Source organism: Bradyrhizobium sp. STM 3562 (assembly GCF_045571435.1).
GTDB lineage: Bacteria > Pseudomonadota > Alphaproteobacteria > Rhizobiales > Xanthobacteraceae > Bradyrhizobium.
Window position 1 is genome coordinate 2,357,500 of the sequence record NZ_CP120694.1, and the last position, 20,492, is coordinate 2,377,991.

Annotated in this window: 12 protein-coding genes and 2 pseudogenes; 8 read left to right on the top strand and 6 right to left on the bottom strand. The window is 58.7% G+C overall.

The annotated features are described in order from the left end of the window. Positions 1 to 210 precede the first annotated feature (210 nt). From P6U23_RS10810 to P6U23_RS10820, 3 genes are all read left to right on the top strand, one after another. On the top strand, positions 211 to 2,199 hold the full coding sequence (locus P6U23_RS10810; protein WP_407179667.1) for an FG-GAP-like repeat-containing protein: 1,989 nt from the start codon (positions 211 to 213) through the stop codon (positions 2,197 to 2,199). 217 nt (positions 2,200 to 2,416) lie between these two features. Continuing rightward, positions 2,417 to 4,573 carry a type I secretion system permease/ATPase gene (locus P6U23_RS10815; RefSeq protein WP_407179668.1) on the top strand — a complete coding sequence of 719 codons (2,157 nt, stop codon included), beginning with the start codon at positions 2,417 to 2,419 and terminating at the stop codon, positions 4,571 to 4,573. Next, positions 4,545 to 5,996 (top strand): HlyD family type I secretion periplasmic adaptor subunit, encoded by a 1,452-nt coding sequence (locus P6U23_RS10820; protein ID WP_407179669.1) that lies wholly within the window; start codon positions 4,545 to 4,547, stop codon positions 5,994 to 5,996. The genes P6U23_RS10815 and P6U23_RS10820 overlap by 29 nt, the downstream gene beginning before the upstream one ends. A 227-nt stretch (positions 5,997 to 6,223) precedes the next feature. Here P6U23_RS10820 and P6U23_RS10825 read toward each other — a convergent pair whose 3' ends face one another. Together P6U23_RS10825 and P6U23_RS10830 are read right to left on the bottom strand one after the other, a co-directional pair. After that, positions 6,224 to 6,964 (bottom strand): methyltransferase domain-containing protein, encoded by a 741-nt coding sequence (locus tag P6U23_RS10825; RefSeq protein ID WP_407179670.1) that lies wholly within the window; start codon positions 6,962 to 6,964, stop codon positions 6,224 to 6,226. A gap of 79 nt (positions 6,965 to 7,043) precedes the next feature. Beyond that, positions 7,044 to 7,179, bottom strand: a pseudogene (locus P6U23_RS10830) (transposase); the annotation flags it as partial. A gap of 582 nt (positions 7,180 to 7,761) precedes the next feature. Between P6U23_RS10830 and P6U23_RS10835 the strand changes: the two are divergent. The 3 genes from P6U23_RS10835 to P6U23_RS10845 all read left to right on the top strand — a co-directional run bounded on the left by P6U23_RS10835 (position 7,762) and on the right by P6U23_RS10845 (position 13,328). Continuing rightward, positions 7,762 to 8,385: a D-sedoheptulose 7-phosphate isomerase gene (locus P6U23_RS10835; RefSeq protein ID WP_407179671.1), complete on the top strand. Its 624-nt coding sequence runs from the start codon at positions 7,762 to 7,764 to the stop codon at positions 8,383 to 8,385. A 2,168-nt stretch (positions 8,386 to 10,553) separates the two neighbouring features. Further along, on the top strand, positions 10,554 to 12,788 hold the full coding sequence (locus P6U23_RS10840) for a DUF1522 domain-containing protein (RefSeq protein ID WP_407179673.1): 2,235 nt from the start codon (positions 10,554 to 10,556) through the stop codon (positions 12,786 to 12,788). 111 nt (positions 12,789 to 12,899) lie between these two features. Further along, a complete protein-coding gene (locus tag P6U23_RS10845) occupies positions 12,900 to 13,328 on the top strand; it encodes a flagellar biosynthesis repressor FlbT (protein WP_407179675.1) in 429 nt (142 codons plus the stop codon). Positions 13,329 to 13,585: 257 nt separating this feature from the next. On the opposite strand, the gene P6U23_RS10850 is transcribed toward P6U23_RS10845, so the two are convergent. Then, complete coding sequence (locus tag P6U23_RS10850; protein ID WP_407179677.1) at positions 13,586 to 14,692, bottom strand: ERF family protein; 1,107 nt, start codon at positions 14,690 to 14,692, stop codon at positions 13,586 to 13,588. Next, positions 14,676 to 15,482, bottom strand: a complete 807-nt coding sequence (locus P6U23_RS10855; RefSeq protein WP_407179678.1) for a YqaJ viral recombinase family protein — start codon at positions 15,480 to 15,482, stop codon at positions 14,676 to 14,678. Before P6U23_RS10855 ends, P6U23_RS10850 begins: the two co-directional genes overlap by 17 nt. Before the next feature lie 126 nt (positions 15,483 to 15,608). Between P6U23_RS10855 and P6U23_RS10860 the strand changes: the two are divergent. Beyond that, positions 15,609 to 16,816, top strand: a pseudogene (locus tag P6U23_RS10860) (IS701 family transposase). 188 nt (positions 16,817 to 17,004) lie between these two features. On the opposite strand, the gene P6U23_RS10865 reads toward P6U23_RS10860, so the two are convergent. Next, positions 17,005 to 18,459, bottom strand: coding sequence for a terminase large subunit domain-containing protein (locus P6U23_RS10865; protein ID WP_407179680.1), 1,455 nt, complete (start codon positions 18,457 to 18,459; stop codon positions 17,005 to 17,007). Beyond that, positions 18,443 to 18,916 (bottom strand): hypothetical protein, encoded by a 474-nt coding sequence (locus P6U23_RS10870; protein ID WP_407179681.1) that lies wholly within the window; start codon positions 18,914 to 18,916, stop codon positions 18,443 to 18,445. Before P6U23_RS10870 ends, P6U23_RS10865 begins: the two co-directional genes overlap by 17 nt. Before the next feature lie 740 nt (positions 18,917 to 19,656). On the opposite strand from P6U23_RS10870, the gene P6U23_RS10875 reads away from it, so the two are divergent. Next, positions 19,657 to 20,490 (top strand): EamA family transporter, encoded by an 834-nt coding sequence (locus tag P6U23_RS10875; protein WP_407179682.1) that lies wholly within the window; start codon positions 19,657 to 19,659, stop codon positions 20,488 to 20,490. Positions 20,491 to 20,492 lie beyond the last annotated feature (2 nt).

The window sequence follows — 20,492 nt, forward strand, 5'->3', positions numbered from 1 at the left end:
TCACCTATAGTGTTGCGGCCATGAGTCGTCCGCCAATATCCTGCCTGCCCTATTTCCTTAGTGGCGCTTTTTGCGCTTTGTCGGCATCGGAGCAGATCGATCCTCTCCATGATGGGTAGGGTATTGACACCGAGTATGGGGTGGACCATCGTTGATGGTCGGTATTAATCTTGAATTTTGTTTATCGATTTAAATTAAGAGGAGGAGTCGGTGGCGAAGTTCTCGTTTACCGTGTTCAATGTTCCTAATGCGACCATTGAGGGAGAGGAGATCAATAGTTCGGGCGAGGTCGCTGGCTTTTATCATGATGGTAACAATACTTATCACGGCTTCATTTATAATGGAGTTCTTACTACTTTCAACGATCCCGCCGGCCTCAACGATACCACTGTCTCCGGCATCAACGACTCCGGCCAAGTGGTTGGGGATTATTCCCCCAGCGGCGGTGGCGAGTACGGTTTCATTTATAATAACGGCATTTTCCACAATTTCAGCGATCCCGGCACCGGCAGCAACGGCAGCACCTATGTGGCTGGGATAAACAAATTTGGGGAGATAGCCGGAGATTATACCGACAGCCAAGGCAATTATCATGGTTTCACATATAGCGGTGGGACGTTTACCAGTTTCACCGATCCAAGTAGCGTTTTTACGATCCCCGGCACATCTGTCAGTTCATCAGATACCCAAGTCACCGCGATCAATGCTTCCGCCGCGATAGCTGGAAGCTATTCCACCTCATTCGATTTTGGGTTTGTCGAGCACGGCTTTATCTATAGGAATGGGGTTTTCACCAATTTGGACGACCCGGGTGCGGGCAGCGATCCCAAGGGAGGCACAATTTCTGTCGGTACCCTCCCGGTCGAGATTAGCGCCTCGGGCGAGGTAGCTGGTACGTACTGGGACAGCAACGGTACGCCACATGGCTTTATCTATAACAATCGGGTTTTCACTAATTTCAGTGATCCCGCTGCCGGGGGCGTGAACACTCTTGGAACCTATGTCGCCGGGATCAATGCCTCCGGTGTCGTAGCTGGCACCTATTACGATAGCAGCGGCGTGTCACATGGCTTTACCTACAGCAATGGGGTGTTCACGAATTTCGACGCCCCCAATGCTAGTAGCCTTTTTGGTACCACCGTCTGGGGGATCAACGACGCCGGCCAAGTCGTCGGGTCTTATGAGGATGGCAACGACCTCCAGCACGGGTTCATTGCGACTCCGACCACCACGGGCGCGCTTGGTCAAACCAACGCTGATTTCTATGGGACTGGCTATTCCGACCTGATCTGGCAAAACACGGATGGACAGGCGGTGATCTGGGAACAGAACGGCACTACCGCCTTCGGTGGTGGGCCGGCTGGTCCTGATCCGGGTCTAGGTTGGAACCTGATCGGAACAGGTGACTTCAACGGCGATGGTCTGTCCGACTTTCTTTGGCAGAATACGAATGGGCAGGCTGATATTTGGGAAATGGATGGAACCAATAAGATCGGCGGAGGCACAGTTGGCCCCAATCCGGGTCCGAATTGGGACGTCATCGGATCAGGCGATTTCAACCATGACGGGAATTCGGACATCCTTTGGCAAAACACAACAACTGGACAGGCCGTGATCTGGGAAATGAATGGGACCAACGTGATCGGCGGTGGACCAGTGAGCCAGAATGGAGCGGCCCTCAATGCTGGTCCGAGTTGGAAAGCGATCGGAACCGGCGATTTCAATGGCGACGGGTATTCCGACATCCTTTGGCAAAACACAGTAACTGGGCAGGCTGCAATCTGGGAAATGAATGGGACCAACGTGCTCGGCAATGGAGCCGGTGGACTAGTGAGTCAGAACGGAATGGCACTCAATGCTGGTCCGAGTTGGACAGCGATCGGAACAGGCGATTTCAATGGTGACGGTCATTCCGATATCCTTTGGCAAAATACGGTGACTGGGCAGGCTGCGATCTGGGAAATGAATGGAAACAACGTGATCGGCGGTGGACCAGTGAGCCAGAATGGAGTGGCTCTCAATGCTGGTCCGAGTTGGAAGGCCATTGGAACGGGTGACTACTTTGGCGACGGTCATACTGATATTCTTTGGCAAAACACGAACGGGCAGGCTGCGATCTGGGACATGAATGGAAACAACGTGATCGGCGGTGGACCAGTAGCTCTCAATCCTGGAACGAGCTGGCACGCGATTGCCTGAAAACCTAGCGCACGACCGCCAGTTGTGAGCGGGTTTCTGAAAAGAGCGCGATGAGCGATTTCAACCAATTCTCATCGTGCCGAACGACCGTAAGGTTCATTTTGAGAATTGCGCCCTGCCATACCAAGAATTTCTTCGCCTATTCGTGTGTCGTCAGTGGCCGCAGTCGACCCAAACCGATTTATAAGAGTTAATTTGTAAGAGTTTATGCGTTGCAATGATGGATAGTCCCGATGACGCCGACAATAGGAATGTGGTCGGTCTTTTCTCGTTGGTCACATTATTGCGTTCGCTCGGCATCGGTGCCGATCCCGAGCAGATCCGCCATCGCTTCGGCGGCTCCACCATTGGCATTCCGGAAATGCTGCGGGTTGCCATTGAATTCGGGCTCAAGGCACGCGCGCGCAACACCACGTGGGCACGACTGCCGAACACGCCCCTACCGGCTATCGCTGCCCTTAAGGATGGTGGGTTCATACTCCTCGGCAGGGCCAGTGCGGATAAAGTGATGGTGCAATCGCCTCCGCGCCGGCCGGCGCTGATGACCCGGGCCGAGTTCGAGGCGGTCTGGGACGGCCGTCTCGTGCTAATGACGCGACGAGCTGGATTGCTTGATGTGTCGCGCCAGTTCAATATCGCATGGTTCCTCGGTGCAATTTATAAATATCGACGGCCTCTCGCGGAAGTACTTCTTGCCTCGTTTTTTCTGCAGATCTTGGCGCTAGTTTCTCCCCTGTTTTTCCAGGTGGTGATCGACAAGGTGTTGGTGCATCGCAGCATAAATACCCTCGACGTGCTTACCCTGGGGCTCGTCGCGGTCGGCCTATTCGAGACGATCCTAGGCATTATCCGCACTTATCTCTTCGCGCACACGACCAACCGCATCGACGTCGAGCTCGGTGCTCGGCTGTTTCGCCATTTGCTCGCGCTGCCGATTGCGTATTTCCAGGCGCGACGCGTGGGTGATTCGGTCGCGCGTGTGCGCGAGCTCGAGAATATTCGCAATTTTCTGACTAGCTCATCACTCACGCTAGTCATCGATCTGGTCTTCACCTTCGTATTCCTGGCAGTGATGTTCCTCTACTCGCCGCTGCTGACCGGGATCGTGCTTGCGTCCTTTCCTTTTTACATCGGCATCTCTGCGGCAGCGACGCCATTGTTCCGGGAGAGTCTCGATGTCAAATTCCAGCGCGGTGCCGAGAACCAAGCCTTCCTCGTGGAGAGCGTCACCGGCGTTGAAACTCTCAAGTCTATGGCGGTCGAGCCACAGATGCAGCGACGCTGGGAGGAGCAGCTGGCGAGCTATGTAGCAGCGAGCTTCAAAGTGATCAGTCTGGGCAATGCAGCGAGCAATTGCGTGCAGCTCGTCAACAAACTGGTGATTGCGGCGACGCTTTACTATGGCGCCAAGCTGGTGATCGATGGCAACCTCACTGTCGGCGAGATCGTCGCCTTCAACATGCTCGCGGGCCGGGTGAGCGCGCCGGTGCTACGACTGGCGCAGATCTGGCAGGATTTTCATCAGGCGCGCCTTTCCATTGCTCGCCTGGGAGACATCCTCAATAGGGCGGCGGAGCCGACCTACAACCCAGCGCGCGCAGCGTTGCCGGCCATCCGCGGCGATGTCACCTTCGAGCACGTGACCTTCCGCTACCGTATTGATGCAGCCGAAACACTGCATGACATCAGTATCGCCGTGCCTGCGGGGCAGATGGTGGGCATCATCGGCCCGTCGGGTTCGGGCAAGAGCACCCTCACCAAGCTTATGCAACGGCTCTATGTGCCGGAGAGCGGACGGGTGATGGTGGACGGCGTCGACCTTGCGATGGTCGACATCTCATGGTTGCGGCGCCAAATCGGCATCGTGCTGCAGGAAAATGTGTTGTTTAATAGCTCGGTGCGCGACAACATCGCCCTGGCTGATCCGGCCGCGCCGATGCAGTGGGTCATCGCTGCCGCCAAGCTCGCCGGCGCGCATGACTTTGTTCTCGAGCTGCCCGAGGGCTATGACACGATAGTCGGCGAGCGGGGTGCTTCACTTTCCGGTGGCCAGCGCCAGCGCATCGCGATTGCCCGCGCCTTGATGAGCAATCCACGCATCCTCATCCTCGATGAGGCTACCAGCTCGCTGGACTACGAGAGCGAGCGGGTCATACAACAGAACATGCGCGAGATCGCCAAGGGACGCACCGTCTTCATCATCGCTCATCGCCTTTCGACGGTGCGCGCCTGCGACCGTATCGTGACCATCGAGCGTGGCCGTCTGATCGAAGACGGCACGCATGACGAGCTGATCAGAAATGGTGGGCGCTATGCGGAGTTCTATCGCATGCAAGGTGGCATCCATGAGATCGGGATCCACGAAGTCCGCTAACGATGCCGCGAAGTGCCCCAAGATCGTTCCGTTCCCACCGCGTAGCCGGCGCGATCGGGAAGAGATCGCATTTCTACCGGCTGCGCTGGAGATCATCGAGTCGCCGCCGTCACCCACAGGCAGAGCAATCGGGCTCATCATCATCACGCTGGTCTGTCTGGCGGTGGGTTGGGCCGGGTTGGGCAAAGTCGACATCGTCGCCTCCGCTCCCGGACAGATTATTACCAGCGGCCGCACTAAGACCATTCAGCCGTTCGAGACCGGAGTGGTGCGCGCCATCCACGTACGAGACGGCCAGGCGGTTAGGGCGGGCGATGTGCTCATCGAACTCGATCCAACCATGTATCTTGCCGAGCGCGACCATCTCAAGAGCGACCTCACTGCGGCGCAGCTCGATATCGCACGCCTGCGAGCGGCGCTGTCCGATGTCGCGGATCCCACTATCAACTTCCATCCGCCCGTAGGCGCGCCCCCGCAGCTCGCCACAGTGGCCCGCCAGCTCCTGATCGACCAGGTAGCGCAGCAGCGCTCGAAGATCGCGGCCCTAGACAAACAACTGGCGCAAAAGGAAGCGGAGCGCTCGACCACGGCGGCCACGATCAGCAAACTCGAAGCGACCATTCCCGTGGTGCAGCAACGGGTCGACATATACAGCGCTTTGTACAACCGCGAGTTCGGCTCAAAGCTGCAATATCTGCAATCGCTCCAGCAGTTGATCGAGCAGCAACAGGATGTCAGCGTGCAGAGGAGCCGTCTGAATGAATCTGAAGCCGCCATCGCCGGCATTGTGCAGACGCGCGAGCAGACGATCGCGGAGTTCCATAGTAACCTGCTGGACGCGCTCAATAAGGCGGAGGTGAAGGCGGCCGGCCTCGTCGAAGACGTTGCTAAAGCGGAGCAGCGCGTCAAATTCCAGAAGCTCGCCGCTCCGGTGGACGGGGTGGTGCAGCAACTTGCCATCCACACAATTGGCGGGGTCGTCACGCCAGCGCAGGCTTTGCTCGTGCTGGTGCCGGAGAAGAACCATCTCGAGGTTGAGGCCATGATCTCGAACCACGACATCGGTTTCGTGCATCCGGGCCAGGACGTGGAGATCAAGGTCGATACCTTCAATTTCACCCGTTATGGCCTCCTCCACGGCAAGGTGATCAGCGTTTCTCGGGACGCTATTGCCCGCGATAAACCAAACGCCCAAAATGTGAACAGCGCTAACAACGCCAGCAGCGAACCCAAGGGGCAGGAGCTGTCCTATTCGGCGCGAGTCTCACTTGACCGAACGCAAATGCAGATTGATGACAATCTGGTTGATCTCGGGCTCGGCATGGCAGTCACTGTGGAGATTAAGACCGGCGAACGCAGCGTGCTGAGCTATCTTTTTTCGCCGATCCTAAGGTACAAGCACGACACGATGCGGGAGCGCTAGATTAAGAGGATCGCACTTGATGAGAAGCGCCGCTGGGGATGACTTGTGACAATGATCCGGCTTTAGGGCAGTCGCAATTCGCGTGCGCCATCTTTGCCGCCGTGGTAGGGTCACTTCAACACCGCGGTATGCTCTTCGGGTAAGCCTTTCTCTGGCCGCACCTTGGGAGTGCGAGCGAGCATTCGCCGAATGCATGCTAACGAAACGAAACGTATGGGCAAGCGCGTTCAGGTCCCGCGCCGTTGCTTTCGGCAAACGACAACCTCAGAAAATTCAGCAATTATTCCGTGTTCGCGATCATTAAAGCGGGTGATCTCGACCGAAAAAGGTGTCCAGCTGGCGATCAGATCATGCAGGTCGTAACCATAGTGATACGTAACCAATGAGCCCTTTTGATCGATTGGGTTTCCGTGGTATTCGGGCGGAAAGATATGTTCTACTTGGTTCCCGACCAGCCTAGCTCTTCGCTCTGAATTGACTTTTTCCTTATAAATCGGGACGGTATGAATGTAGATACCTCCAGGTTTGAGCGTCCTAGAGATGTCTCGATAAGCAGACGCTGGATCAAAGACGTGCTCCATAACGTCTTGGGTGATCACAACATCGAAAGACCCATCTTGGAAAGTCGATCGTTCCAGGTTTTCGCATCGATATCCGTGATGCAGCGATCCCGGCTCCACGTTGGGGAAAAACTGCGTTGCCACATAGCGGCGACAGTAACGCTTTAGCATCAACGATGCGGCTCGCTCTGCCGGTGATGATTCGTGGATTGCAAGATCGCGCCAATTTGGCCGCTCACGCTGCAAAACCAGCATCAACGCGCGCTCTCGCGGCACTGATCCGCATCCGCTGCACGAAAGAAAGTCACGGAACCACGGATTGGTAGCTGAGAAGGTGACAGACTTTTGGCAAATTGGGCAAGCGCCAGAAAACACAAAATTCGCGTGATCGTCTGACACAGTATTCATACACGACTCCGCTCAAATAGTAGCGTATCTAGCCGCAAGCCGAGCCGAGCCGTCAACCGTTAGTTAGTGAGTTGCGGATCTTCAGCCGCCGAGCCTCTGGGGAATTTATCCCGCCAAACTTGGCCTTCCATTGATACTGGCGTCACTGCCACAGTGCTTCCGGCAAAGATCGCAATCGAAACACCAGCCTCGTGCACCTTCAAAGTGCCGGTGATCTGCTCTTCCGAAAAGCGGCTTCACTTCATGTTGTGGTTCTTGTCTTGTTCAGAGCGAATTTCAAGCTGCAAATGCGGATCGATGACAATCAAGTCAATCTGGGGCGCGGCACAGCGGTCACCGTGGACATCAAGAGCGGCAAGCGCAGCGTGCTCAGCTATCTCCTTTCACCGATCCTAGGATAAGACGAGATGCTCAGGGAACGCAGACGATCGCAGCGGCAGTTGCCGGCGAGAGCTTCCGGTGCCTGATGGGGAGTGCCTGGGAACCACGTTCCAGCACTGATCCTGGCACTCGGGCAATCGCAGCGCTGTTCGCGTGCGCGCTCGTTGCCGCTCGTGGACAATAATGGAAGGACTTTCCTAGGTGCGCCCGACCTGCCCCACCGAGAGATATCGTGACCACGCGAGAAACAAAATCGCGTGAAGCGCACCTAAAATATTGATACCAATTTGGATTATCAATTTTCAGCACTCGGCCGATAAGAAGCTGATTCGAGCGCCGGGCTTGCTGCGAGAAAGTTTCATCAAAGCGGACTTGCTCGTGCAGCTATATCAGCCTAAGTAGGACGGCGAGCTATCGTGACTGTTGGTGCATTTTTGGGCAAGCAAACCACAGAGGAGTCGGTCGGAGTAGGCGTGATCCGAGCGCATCTTGAGCGATCACTCGGCGCATTGGAGCGTGCCGTGCGGGATAGTACGATACTTCTTACTCTGGAAAACATCGCTAATGTCATCAGCGAACGCCTCCGCGCCGGCAACAAGCTCCTGATCGTAGGCAATGGGGGCAGCGCTGCGGATGCCCAGCACGTCGCCGCTGAGATCGTGGGCCGGTATAAGAGGGAGCGCCCCGCTTGCGCTGCGATTGCATTGACTACCGATAGCTCTGTACTGACCGCAATATCGAATGATTACGGGTTCGAGCGAGTATTCGTGCGTCAGATCGAAGGCTTGGGTGTGCGCGGGGACGTGCTACTTGCCCTTTCGACCTCCGGTCGTTCGCCGAACATTCTGGCGGCGCTGCGCGCCGCACGCACGCGCGGCCTCGTTACGATAGGCTTCACCGGCGCTAGGGGCGAAGCCATGGGGGCCGACTGCGATCACCTGCTCATCGCGCCTAGCGATGAAACGCCGATCATCCAACAGATTCATCTCGCGGTAGCACACGGAATTTGCGATGCGCTGGAGCAGAGTTTGATGAACTAGACGTTGCAAAGTGCGGACTTTACGCAGATCGGGGACTGGCAGTACATCACCTGTTACGCTGGTTGACAAACTGCCCGAAGAAGATGTCGCTGCGATCATCAAGCGCTGGGCTGTTGCAGCTTTTGCAGCCCAGCAGATAGAGGTATTAAACTAACCGAACTGCCAGCAGTTCACTGGGCGAAAGGGGCGATGATGAGCACTGCCATGTCACGCCGGGATGATCACTCTCTCGGCGAGACAAAGTGGGTTTTCCCTCGTCCGCATAGAGCTGGTTCTGTCTGACGCATCAGCGAGGCCGCAGGGCGGCGATAAACGCCAACCACCTGAATCCGAACCGTTTGACTTCAGGCTGTTTGGTGATCTCGTCTAGCACCGCAAAACCCGCACTTACGAAATCAGCATAGGTGCGCCTTCCGGCTTTCCCGCTAGCGACCATGGCGTCTGCTATGCGCTTCCGCGCCTCGTGGTTGTCGTCTTTGGCCGGCAGCTTTCTGCAAACAAACTCAAGAGCTGCCGTCATGTTCGCAATTGTGTTTTGATCCAACTCAATTAGCATCGTGCTAATCTGCCTAAAGGCTACTCGCGGAACAGAACCACACGTTCGTAACCCGCTGGTTTCGATTCAGAAAGTCCTGTGGAGAGTAGGCTCCACAAATCTCCTAACCGGCCCAGACCTTCCCCTTCTAGCAGAGTACGGCGGCGAGCGCGGGCGGGGAGCCCGGGGCTTCCGCTGATCGGGCTTAGTTGCTATGAGTTGGGGCAGCGCATGGCCGGGCGCACTTGATCCGCAGCTGGTCTGGGCTGATCGTGGGGGCCGCTCACCTCGTTTTTGGATCTGGCCTCCATTGGAAAGACTGCGGCGTTGGCAGCAAAGTCCTATCCGGAACGGCCACGGTCGTCTCGGCTTTCAATAAAGCCCCCGTGTAGGACGTCGCGTTTCCGGACGATATATTGAATCGCGAGTATCGCGCCGGCTAGGAGATCTAGGAGGACAATGAGCAGCAGCGCTGCGGTACTATTATCGTCGACGACGTCTGGGATCATTGCCCTCCCACCAGTCTGATCATTTTCCCTTCGCCTTTGGCCCGAGCTTGACCGGGGCCCTGGGGACGTGCGTGGGAACCTTATGCTTTTCCCACCATGCGTCAATCGCTGACGAATTATGCATCGCGGTGGAAAAATGCTTCTCTGAGCAATTCGGCAGCGTGAGTGTTACCACAGATAGTAGCGGCAACGCTTCAATCACCTACCCGCGACGGGTCAACAGTTGCGCAGAGTCGGAATTCGGAAAAATCAGAAGGCAGAGACTGCCTCCGGCACCCACCTATCATTCGCGCCGCCCGCGAAGCCGCTCGCCCTTCGGAAGCGGGCGCCTCGCGCCCCGCACCACCCATCGAAGCAGCCGCTCGCGAAACTCTGGCCGCGACGGACGCGACAGACGAACCACGACCAGCGCCGCGCAAAACGCGAGCCAGCCAGACACGGCGATCCAGATCATTGATGTTTGTTTTTCCTCCCAGCCTTCCGTTCGCTATCGGAATGGGCCCGATTGCGCAATGTCGGCGCCCAGCCGCGGCGGCATCCATAGCGCTTGGTCGGCCAAGATTCGACTAAGATACTTGGTGAACGACCCCATGCGCGTGCTCTTGCTGTTATCCGTTTTCGTTGCGATGGCCCTGGTGGTTTTGCACCATCCCAGCCATGCCCAGGGCTGTGGCCTCTGGAGCACGATGGGCATGGCGACGTTTACAAAGACAGCCGAACTTTTACAAAGACAGCCGAACTTTCAGTGCTAGTGGAAGCGGCGAACGGTGCGCATACACCTCGGTTGATCCCAGGCCACCTGTTCTGCCCCCGAAGTCAGTCCCAAATGCAAACCGTGATTGGTGATTTGGCGGCCGTGGCGTTGATTCTGGTATCGCTGGCGGACTTCCAATCGGGTGTGCGGTACCTAAGTCAGGGTAGCTGGGCCGATTTCAGAGGCAGTGTTGGCCTTCTCGCGTCCCCGACTCATTGCATCTTGGCCGCTCGCGACCTCCTCATCGCGCAAGGAGAGCACAGTTCGGAGTTCATAAGACATTAACCATGTGCGGACAGCCATTGTTAATCCCTCTCGGGTAGCAACAGGAGCGTCAAAGAATTGACGCACAAACCCAGAAGGAAACACAATGTCCGGCATTGTTCTCTCGGCATCGGTTCGCCAGAACCTCCTCTCTCTCCAGTCGACCGCTGACCTGCTCGCCACCACGCAAAACCGTTTGGCCACGGGTAAGAAGGTCAACTCCGCTCTCGACAACCCGACCAACTTCTTCACCGCCCAGTCGCTCGACAACCGCGCCAGCGACATCAACAACCTGCTCGACAGCATCGGCAACGGTGTGCAGGTGCTGCAGCAAGCCAACGCCGGCATCACCGCGCTGCAGAAGCTGATCGACTCCGCGAAGTCGATCGCCAACCAAGCGCTGCAGACCACTGTCGGCTATTCCACCAAATCGAACGTCTCGACCACGATCGCGGGTGCGACGGCCGCCGACCTGCGCGGCACCACGACATTCGCGAGCGCGATCGCGAGCAGCAACGTGCTGTACTCCGGCGCGGCCGGCGGCACGAGCGCTGCGACCGGCGGTTCGACCTTGGGCGCGACAAAGGGTACGGACACTGGCACCGTGATCAACGCTGCGACCACCGCGGCCAGCCTGCTGAACGGCACGGCGGCGGGCGACGCCAACGCCGGTGTTGTTGCGGGCGATACCCTCACGGTCAACGGTCACACCATTACCTTCGAAGCCGGTGACGCTCCGACCACCGCTCCGGCGGGCTTTACCAAAGTGAACGCCGGAGCCGGCACGACCGGCAATGTCTACACGGATGCCAACGGCAACGCCCAGATCTTCCTCGGCTCCACAACCAAGGCTTCGATCGGCGACGTCCTGACCGCCATCGACATCGCGAGCGGCGTGCAGAGCAACGTTAACGGCACCCCGACGCAGAATGCCGGCCAGAACGTATCGAACGTCACCGGCGGCGCGTTGGTGCTGAACAGTTCGACGGGCGCCGACCTGAGCATCACCGGTAAGGCGGACACGCTCAACAAGCTGGGTCTGACCACTTCGACCGGCGGCGGCAACGCAACGGTCACGGCAGCCCGCGTCACCAGCGGCACTTCTCTCGGCGCGCTGGTCCAGGACGGATCGACGCTGAACGTTGACGGCAAGGTCATCACCTTCAAGAATGCGCCCACTCCCGCATCCACGGCGGTTCCGGCGGGCTCCGGCGTCAGCGGCAACGTCGTCACCGACGGCAACGGCAACTCGACCGTCTATCTCCAGGCTGGCAACGTCGGCGACTTGCTGAAGGCGATCGACCTCGCCACCGGCGTGCAGACCGCGACCATCACCAACGGTGCGGCCTCGGTGGCTACCGCGTCCGGCCAGACCGCCTCGTCGATCAACGCCAGCGGCCAGCTCAAGATCTCGACCGGCGTCAATGCCGACCTCTCGATCACCGGCACCGGCAATGCGCTCTCCGTGTTCGGCCTCGCCGGCAACACCGGCACCGCGACGGCATTCACCGCTTCGCGCACCTCCGGCGTGGGCGGCATCAGCGGCAAGACCTTGACCTTCACCTCCTTCAACGGCGGCACGGCGGTCAATGTCACCTTCGGCGACGGCACCAACGGCACGGTCAAGACCCTGGATCAGCTCAACCAGGCGCTGCAGGCCAATAACCTGTCCGCGACGATCGACGCCAACGGCCTGCTGACGATCTCTGCCAGCAACGACTATGCGTCCTCGACGCTGGGCTCGGTTGCCTCCGGTGGCGCGATCGGCGGCACCATCACCAGCGCGCTGACCTGGTCGCCCGCGGCAGCCCCTGTGGCTGACTCGGTGGCGCAGACGGCGCGCGCGAGCCTGGTTTCGCAGTACAACAACATCTTGACCCAGATCACCAGCACGGCACTTGACGCTTCGTTCAACGGCGTCAACCTGCTCAACGGCGATCAGCTCAAGCTGGTGTTCGACGAAACCGGCAAGTCGAACCTGAACATCACCGGCGTGACCTTCAACGCGGCGGGTCTTGGTCTCAGCAACCTCGTGAACGGCGTCGACTTTATCGACAACGCCGCCACCAACAAGGTGCTGACCAACCTGAACACGGCTTCGAGCACGCTGCGCTCGGAAGCTTCCGCGCTCGGCTCGAACCTGTCGGTCGTGCAGATCCGTCAGGACTTCAACAAGAACCTGATCAACGTGCTGCAGACCGGTTCGTCCAACCTGACGCTGGCCGACACCAACGAGGAAGCGGCCAACAGCCAGGCGCTGTCGACCCGTCAGTCGATCGCAGTCTCCGCGCTCTCGCTGGCCAACCAGTCGCAGCAGAGCGTGTTGCAGCTCCTGCGCTGATCTCGGCAAAGAGCCTACAGACGATCATGGCGGCGGGGCTTCGGCCCCGCCGTTTTTTATCATCTTGTTAACTATCTTCCTTGAAGATCAGCATCACGATCGAGGTATCTGATGCCCCTGCGATTTGATTTAGGGCCTTTCGAGAAGCTGTACATCGGCAGGAGCGTTCTCACAAATTCTCGTGAGAGAACCCGCTTTGTTCTCGAAGGCGATACGCCGGTACTCCGCGCAAAAGATTTTCTTCAGCCGAGTGTCGCCATCAACTCGCTCGAACAACTCTATTGTTGCATTCAGCAGATGTACCTAGAGGCCGCCCCCGCAGGTTACCAGGGCTCCTATTTGCGGTTGATGGTCGAGGCGACGAAAGATCAACCCACACTCTGCACGGAACTCAATGCGGTGGACGGTCTGGTCACCGGCAATCAATATTATAAGGCACTGAAGGATCTCAAAAAGCTGATAAGGCCGTCAGCATTCGTCGCGGGTCCAAGCGACTCTAAAGGGCTTCGTACGACGAACAAGCTGGCAAGGTCGGGGTGATCGGCGCAAAATCTGGCCGATCACCCGTGACTAGCGCTGGCGAGCCAGCCGCCCCTTGGGTGAGTCTCGGTTTGGGCTCCTCAAGAGGTACGACCGGCTTGGTTCGCACCACCGAAATCGGATCTGACAATTCGAATCCTGATCTTTCGCTGAACATACCTGCAGCTAAACTCAAATGCCATTGGTCCCTTTCAGAAAGCCGATTAAAGCTTGATTGCCCTCCGGCCATGAGTTCTACCGTTTCTAGCTAGCCTAGCCTAGTACGGCAGGCTATCGGGGACATCGATCGGCGCGCTGTGTGCGGGGCTCAGCTGCCAAAGCTCCCTTGCGATGGTTATAGGGGTAATCTGCATATTGGCCCACCAGTTCGCCTCGTTGCCATGCCGGTGCAGCTCTTGGTGATGCTTGCGGCAGAGCGGCACGGTAAATTCATCACTCACCTTTCGCCCCAACGAACGAGGTTGGGCGATTTTGAGATGGTGTGGATCGCATGGGGTTGCCTTGCAGATCAGACAGGGCTGCGAGGCCACGAAGGCGAGGTGGGCTTTGCTTCGTTTGCGGACCGGCTTTGTCAAGGGTAAGACCACCCCGTTAGGCCCGGGCGTAAGAGCATCGCCTTGCTGCTCGCGGAGATGGTCGGGTCGAAATGAGGTTGGTTCGCCAGGCGGGCCTGATTTGTGGGATGTTGGATCATTCTCGCTCGCTTCATCGCGCTTGGTAAGATAGGCTGCCTCGAGGGCTGCTGCGTCTTCCTTTGTGAGGGTGTTCTTGAGGGGAAGCGACCGCAAGGCCCACAGCGCCAATAGTTCATTGCCGCGGACCGTCGACAGCTCCACGAGGAGCTGGTCGCGCAGTTTTGCGGACTCCTCGGGCCCAAGGGGCGGGAGGCGAGCGGAACGCTGGCTGTTCTTGGCCACGTTCCGTGGTTTCGCTGGTTCGGGCTCGGGCAGTTGGGTGAGCTCCGGCGCATCGAGATCATCCTCGCCAGCGATTCCGACCAGCGTAAAAAGCGCGTAGCGGCGCGCATAGGTGAGGGCGGCTCCTTTGACTTGGGCCGACGGCTCAGCTGCAGGGCAGACCGGCCAAAGCGAGGACACCCATTCTCCTGAGGCGTGAACCAGAAGTGTCGTCAGGGTGATTTGGCCTTGCTCCACAGCGGTTGTTTGCATGACCGCGATCTCGTGCCGGCCCAGACATTTTCGGATCAGGTCTAACCCGCTGGCGAGTGAGGCGTAGCGGAAGGTTCGCTCGCCGTTGCGGGCAGGGATCGTGGCGCTGAGCGTTTTCTCTGGGTTGCTCAGCTCCGCCTGCGCCTTGGCGAGCGCGGTCGCAATCGCTCCAATCGTTTCACTTGACCGCTGCATGGGAGGCCTCCAGCATTTCGAAGCTGATCGCACCGGATTTGGAGCGCTTGGCGCGCAGGCCATGGCCTAAGGCCTCTCTGGCATCCTCTGGGACGAGCTTTTTGAGGCTAACCTTAGCCGCCTCATGTTCCTCATAAGCCGTCCGGGTCCGCTTGTAGACGGTGGCGAATTCCGCCCAACTATTGGATGAACTCATGTCAACCGTGCGGATGGCCTCAAGCCGCGGCCGCGGCGGTTCAACGCCGAACAGGCGAGGCACCTCACCGCTTTGAACACAGCGCCAAAATTTTTTTTCGGCGGTGAGCAGAAGATGCTGATAGAGCGGATCAGCATTGATCGTGATCTCGACCCACTTTCCGCCGCCGGTTATGACGGAGAGGACCGCCGTTCGTGCGTGCACGACCCACATGTTGTGCTGCAGCTGGGCCATGTGTTTTTCGGCGGCAGCTTCTTCGCTGAAGGCCCACGGCAGCATGAACTTAGCTTCAAACACCGCCCCGGTGGCCTCGACGGTACCGTCAAGGGTTGCTGCCATCCACTTGTGAACCGGATGATGCACATGTTTTTGGCTGTCCTTGACCCTGTGCCCGGTCGAAAGCTCATACCATTGTCGGTTGAGCTGCTCCGTCACCTTGCCGAGCTGGACGACCAGATTCTCAGAGAGATCTTCAGGCTCCATTTCGCCGCGCTTTTCGCGCCAGAGCCGGATCAGATCGGCTTCATCCTGTCCCATAATGATGCGAGCATCCGAGCCGCCGATAAAGCCGCGGCGATTTCCTTCTGTTGACATCAACACCTCCTGTTAGTGGGATGGCGTCGCCATCCCACCCGCTGCCGCGTCGGGGCGTCGAGCTCATGCTGAGCCTATTAGCATTACAGTTGCTATTTGCGGTGAGTTCTGAATCCATGGGTCACCATGATTCGGGATCTGATGATTGGTGGCGCGTCAGTTGAAGATACGCTGACGCGGTGGGCATCGTCGCTGCGAGATGCCAAGCAGCGCATCCGTCCGCTGTTTGCGCAGGAGCGGGTCGCGGCGTCGGCGGAGCGGTTTCTCGACGGACTGTTGGGCAACGAGCCGCGCAAGACGGGTTGGATGCGAGCGGAGCGGCCGGCGATCCAGGCCCGTGGCGCCAGCAGGCGATCCTGGGCCGGGGGCAGTGGGACGCCGACGCGCTGCGCGACATTGTACGCGAGTACGCGCTGGAAACGCTGGGCGATGAGGACGCGGTTCTGGTTATCGATGAGACCGGTTTTTTGAAACAAGGCAAGGCCTCGTCCGGGGTTGCGCGCCAGTACACAGGCTCAGCAGGCAAGATCACCAATTGCCAGATCGGAGTGTCCGCCTCCTATGGCCATGCCTTCATCGACCGGGCGCTCTACTTGCCAAAGGAATGGACGGACGATCCGGCTCGCCTGAAGGCAGCACATGTACCGAGCGATGTGGGCTTTGCGACGAAGCCCAAGATCGCGCGTCGAATGATCGCTCACGCGATCGCCGCGAACGTGCCGTTCTCGTTCGTGGCGGCGGACAGCGTGTATGGCACGGGTGAGATCGAAACCCTGCTGCGCAAGGCGGGCAAAGGCTATGTTCTGGGTGTTGCTTCCAATCACGCGTTCCATTCCTGGGGCAAGCAGCAGCCTGTCGCCGGTACCGCCTCCGCCATCGCGCAGAGCCTTCCCAAGAAGGCCTGGCGCCGCCTGCCGTCCGGCGAAGGGACCAAAGGGCCACGCTGGCACGACTGGGCCTATCTCGAGCTGGCCGATCTCGACGCCAGCGAATACAACGACGACCTTGCCGAGGAATGGACGCGGGGTCTTCTGATCCGCTGCAATATTGCCGACGGCAGCTTGGCCTTTTTCTCCACATGGTGCCCAAAAGGCACGTCCATCCAGAAGCTGGTGTCGGTGGAAGGCCATCGCTGGGCCATCGAGGATAGCTTCGAAACCGCCAATAACGAGCTCGGCCTTGATCACAACGAAACTCGCTCCTGGCATGGCTGGCATCGCCATGTCTCACTCGTCATGCTTGCCTTTGCCCTGATGGCCGTCATCCGTCATCGGGCCAATGCTGAGCCAGCACTCAAAAAAACGCGACGCCGGCGAACCAAACATCGTTCCTGATCCGCTGGTCGATCCAAGAAATCCGTCGCATCGCTATCAAGCTCGCTCAACGGCGCATCTCGATCGACCGTGTTCTCGCATGGTCGCTCTGGCGGCGAGCTCACCAGGCCGACGCTCGCCGCGCTCACCTCAGACGAAAATGCAACTGTAATGCTAGTGCTTAAAGTTACAAGCAGGGGACGCTAGTGTTACGTCCAAGCGCCCCAGCTAACTTTCGGACGGGGAGGCCGGGGCCGGCGTCTCGCCTCTACATCCCTCATCCACATATTGAGGTGCGGGTGCTGTGCCGCCCAGGCCAATATCGCGAAGGAAATCGCGAGGTCGTCGTGCTGGCCCGGTGCGCATTGATAGACCGTGCCGCCCTCGCGATAGTCGACATCCAAGTTGGCGAGTTGCTCGTACCCCCGCCGAATGTCGTTGCTGTCGCCCAGGCGAATCAAATCCGACTGGAACTCGCGATGGAGCAGCTCGAGCAGGATAGTTCTCCCGATCGTATAGACCAAAAGAGAACCATAGTGCGTAAACCGCCGCTCAGCTCCCATCCCGTCACCGTGGCGGCTGATATGAACGCCGATGACGCGGTTTCCAAAGGTCTGGACGAGAATCTCGCCATATGTTGCGTCATTACTGAGGTCGGCAACAATGAGTGAACTGTTATCGTACTCTCGATCAATCACCGCCAATGCGTTGGCGCGCTCCGATCCGAACAGGTTCTGCGGTAGCTCGTGCGCGGCAACGATTCCTAGTTCTCGTTGACCGTATGGATTATTGCCACCCACCACCGCCGTCGATCGGTCGCGGCTTCGCCCGACATCATGGGCGATGATCGGCTTATAGAGCGGCCAGCTATTGACGTCGTCGGGGCTGTATTTCCTGGAATTGAAAATCGGTGCCCCGGGTACCAAGGAAGCGAGAGTCCGCGTCGCCCGATCGTACAACTCCCAGCCAAACGGGCTGACGCCGCCGCCGCCGGGAATGCCGAGGTATTCGCGTTTAAAGGCGATCTCGCCGAGCGTCCGCATTTCCTGCGCCAACTGTTCTTCGCTGTAGAGCCCGCAGAGCTCAGCGGTGGCCTTCAGCCTCAGCCAGGACGGATCGCCATTACTCCACACGGTCCAGAATGGATCGGTACGACTCCAGGCCGTCGATAGCATGGCAAAGCGCGCTTGCGGCTTTCGTGCCCGCATCGGCCTGACGGCCGCAATTAACTCTTCGGAAAGCCGGGCGGCTTCGTCGGCAATGATCCAGCCGTCCACGGTGAGGCCGCGCACCGAGTCATCGCTCCCGGGCAGTGCGAGGACCCGCGAACCGTTGCCCAACTCAAGCCCGAATACGTTGTCGACACTAAGTTTTGCCCCAACCTGGAGCAGGATATCCTTCACCCGGCGGACCGCTTCGGCGCTCTGCCGCTGCGCGGGACAGGCAATCACGCTCAACCCGCCCGGATTGTACAGCATGCAATGAGCAATCGCCCATGCGGCTGTGGTTGTCTTACCGATCTGTCGCGCCGTCAGCACAATGATCGAGGCGCCGCGCCGGGCGCGTAGGAATTGAGATTGCCAATCCATCGGTTCGATACCAAGGACCTTTTTTACCCATAACGCCGGGTCAATCCTATAGGCGAGTTCAAGCCGCTTGCTCACTATCTATCTCCACCAAAGCCTGGGCGATCCGCGCTTTCGTTTCCGGCTCATCATCGAAGGCCTGAATGAGGCGCTCGGCGATCACTGCCAGCTCGACATTGACGTTGGTTTGGACGGAGACGCTGACCTGCGCTCCTTGCCGATCAAAGCCTGAAAGCCGCGATATGCTATCCAGCGCGTGGCGGATCGAATTCAGTCCGGACAGCGCGATCTGCAGAGAGCCCTCGGCTCTTGCCTGAGCAACAATCTCGTCAATCCGATCTCTCAGATTAAAATACGCGCTGTTGAGATCCTCCTTGCTGGGCAAGCAGGTAACCGCTGCGGTGCCGCGCGCGGCTTCTTTCATGATGGCATTCGATGAAGCAAGGCCCAAGCAATTGACGCGATGGCGGTGCAGGCTCGAGGGGTTGATCTGATAGTCGTTGGCGATTTGACTGCCTGGTTCACCCGCGGCCAAGCGCCGATCGATCTCCGCCCGCTTCACATGCTGACAAGTACTGCACTTCCTGGACATCGTACGAAAACTCCTTACTTAGTTCGGCGATGCTGCCAGCCCGAACATCGAACGGGCCCTTTCTCGCGGCGCAGCCCCTCTTCCGATTTGTTTCGCTTGGCCCGCCCGGCTTCCGAATCCATTCGAAAAGCCGCCCTGACCAATCTTTACCAACGGGTTAAATCGGCATGCTTATTGAAGCGTTAATCGCGGGAAGTTCCGCCAACCCTGGCCGGGTAGGGAGGGGAGCACCGAAGAACGCGACGTTTTCAGCAAATTCGGGATTGCCGGACAAATGATCCGATAAATTTCCTTTTCCACTAGGGTGGGCTTCTTCTCGCCTGAAGCGGAGTTTTGCGAAAAGTGGAACGGTCGCACGCCGAAACTACGACAGCCTTGCCTTGATCGACTCGGCGCGCCTGGCGCTTTGGCGGGTTCGGTGGTCTCCGCATTCCTGAAGTCGCGACATTCTTCGGCCCTGTTGGAGCGTCGCAATCATTGGGAGGTCGAAGAAGGGTATCGTCAGTTCTGGCGCGAGTACTGTGCCTCGGCCGCGCCGGACGACGCGATGTGATAGGTGCCGCTGCCAGCCGGCGGGCGGCCGCCTCAAAGCTGCGGTGAAATCAAGTCGCCGGATCGCAAGCAGCGGTGACGGGAGGCCCGGGCGCCGCGCCTTGCGGGCGCCATGAGGAAAGGCTTGGTGATTGGATTTTTCGGCAGCGGTTCTGATGCTGATCGCGGGCGTGCTTCACGCGTCCTGGCACGCGATCGTCAAGGTCGGCTCCGGCCTGCCGATCCTCGCGGGCATGGGGCTCGTCAGCGCAGCCGTCACATTGCCGTTCCTGTTTTTCCTTCCGATGCCGGGCCCGGACGTTTTCCTGATCCTGGCGCTCTCGGTCGCCCTGCATGCTGGCTATAAGGTCGGCCTGGCTCGCGCTTATGCGCATGGCGAGTTCAGCAGGGCCTATCCCCTGGCGCGCGGGTTCGTTCCCCTGTTTACTGCGCCAATCGCCTATGTGGGGCTGCACCAGCTCCCCAGCATGGGCCAGTTTGTCGGGATCCTCGCCATCGTGTGCGGGGTTTGCGGGCTGATCATCGAGCGGCGGCTCGTGCAGCTTCGGCTGCTGCTGGCGGCCGTGACGGCCGGTCTCATGGTCGCTGCCTATGCGGTTGTCGATGCCTGGGGAACGCGGGCCGGCTCGGGGTGGGGCTCCTTCACGGCATGGCTGATTGTCATCGACAGCGTGGGCTTCCTGGCGGTGGCGCGTTGGCTTGAAGGACCGGCCATTTGGTCGAAGATGGCCTGGGCGAGAGCGCGAACGTTGATCGCGGGAGTGCTTGGTCTTGCGTCCTTCACCGTGTTCGTCTGGGCGCTCAGCTTCAATCCCGTCGCCAACGTCACTGCGTTCAGAGAGTGCAGCGTGCTGTTCAGCACACTCATCGGTGTCACCGTGCTCGGAGAGCCCTTGTCATTGAAGAAGCTGGTCAGCGTGGCTCTCATTTCGGTAGGCTTGATCGCAATTGCAGCTCTGAAATGATG

Excerpts from the sequence above, each read along its gene's own strand:
- P6U23_RS10815 (WP_407179668.1), top strand. The coding sequence starts at position 2,417 with ATGATGGATAGTCCCGATGACGCCGACAATAGGAATGTGGTCGGTCTT.
- P6U23_RS10820 (WP_407179669.1), top strand. The coding sequence starts at position 4,545 with ATGAGATCGGGATCCACGAAGTCCGCTAACGATGCCGCGAAGTGCCCC.
- P6U23_RS10825 (WP_407179670.1), bottom strand. The coding sequence starts at position 6,964 with ATGAATACTGTGTCAGACGATCACGCGAATTTTGTGTTTTCTGGCGCT.
- P6U23_RS10840 (WP_407179673.1), top strand. The coding sequence starts at position 10,554 with ATGTCCGGCATTGTTCTCTCGGCATCGGTTCGCCAGAACCTCCTCTCT.
- P6U23_RS10845 (WP_407179675.1), top strand. The coding sequence starts at position 12,900 with ATGCCCCTGCGATTTGATTTAGGGCCTTTCGAGAAGCTGTACATCGGC.
- P6U23_RS10850 (WP_407179677.1), bottom strand. The coding sequence starts at position 14,692 with ATGCAGCGGTCAAGTGAAACGATTGGAGCGATTGCGACCGCGCTCGCC.
- P6U23_RS10855 (WP_407179678.1), bottom strand. The coding sequence starts at position 15,482 with ATGTCAACAGAAGGAAATCGCCGCGGCTTTATCGGCGGCTCGGATGCT.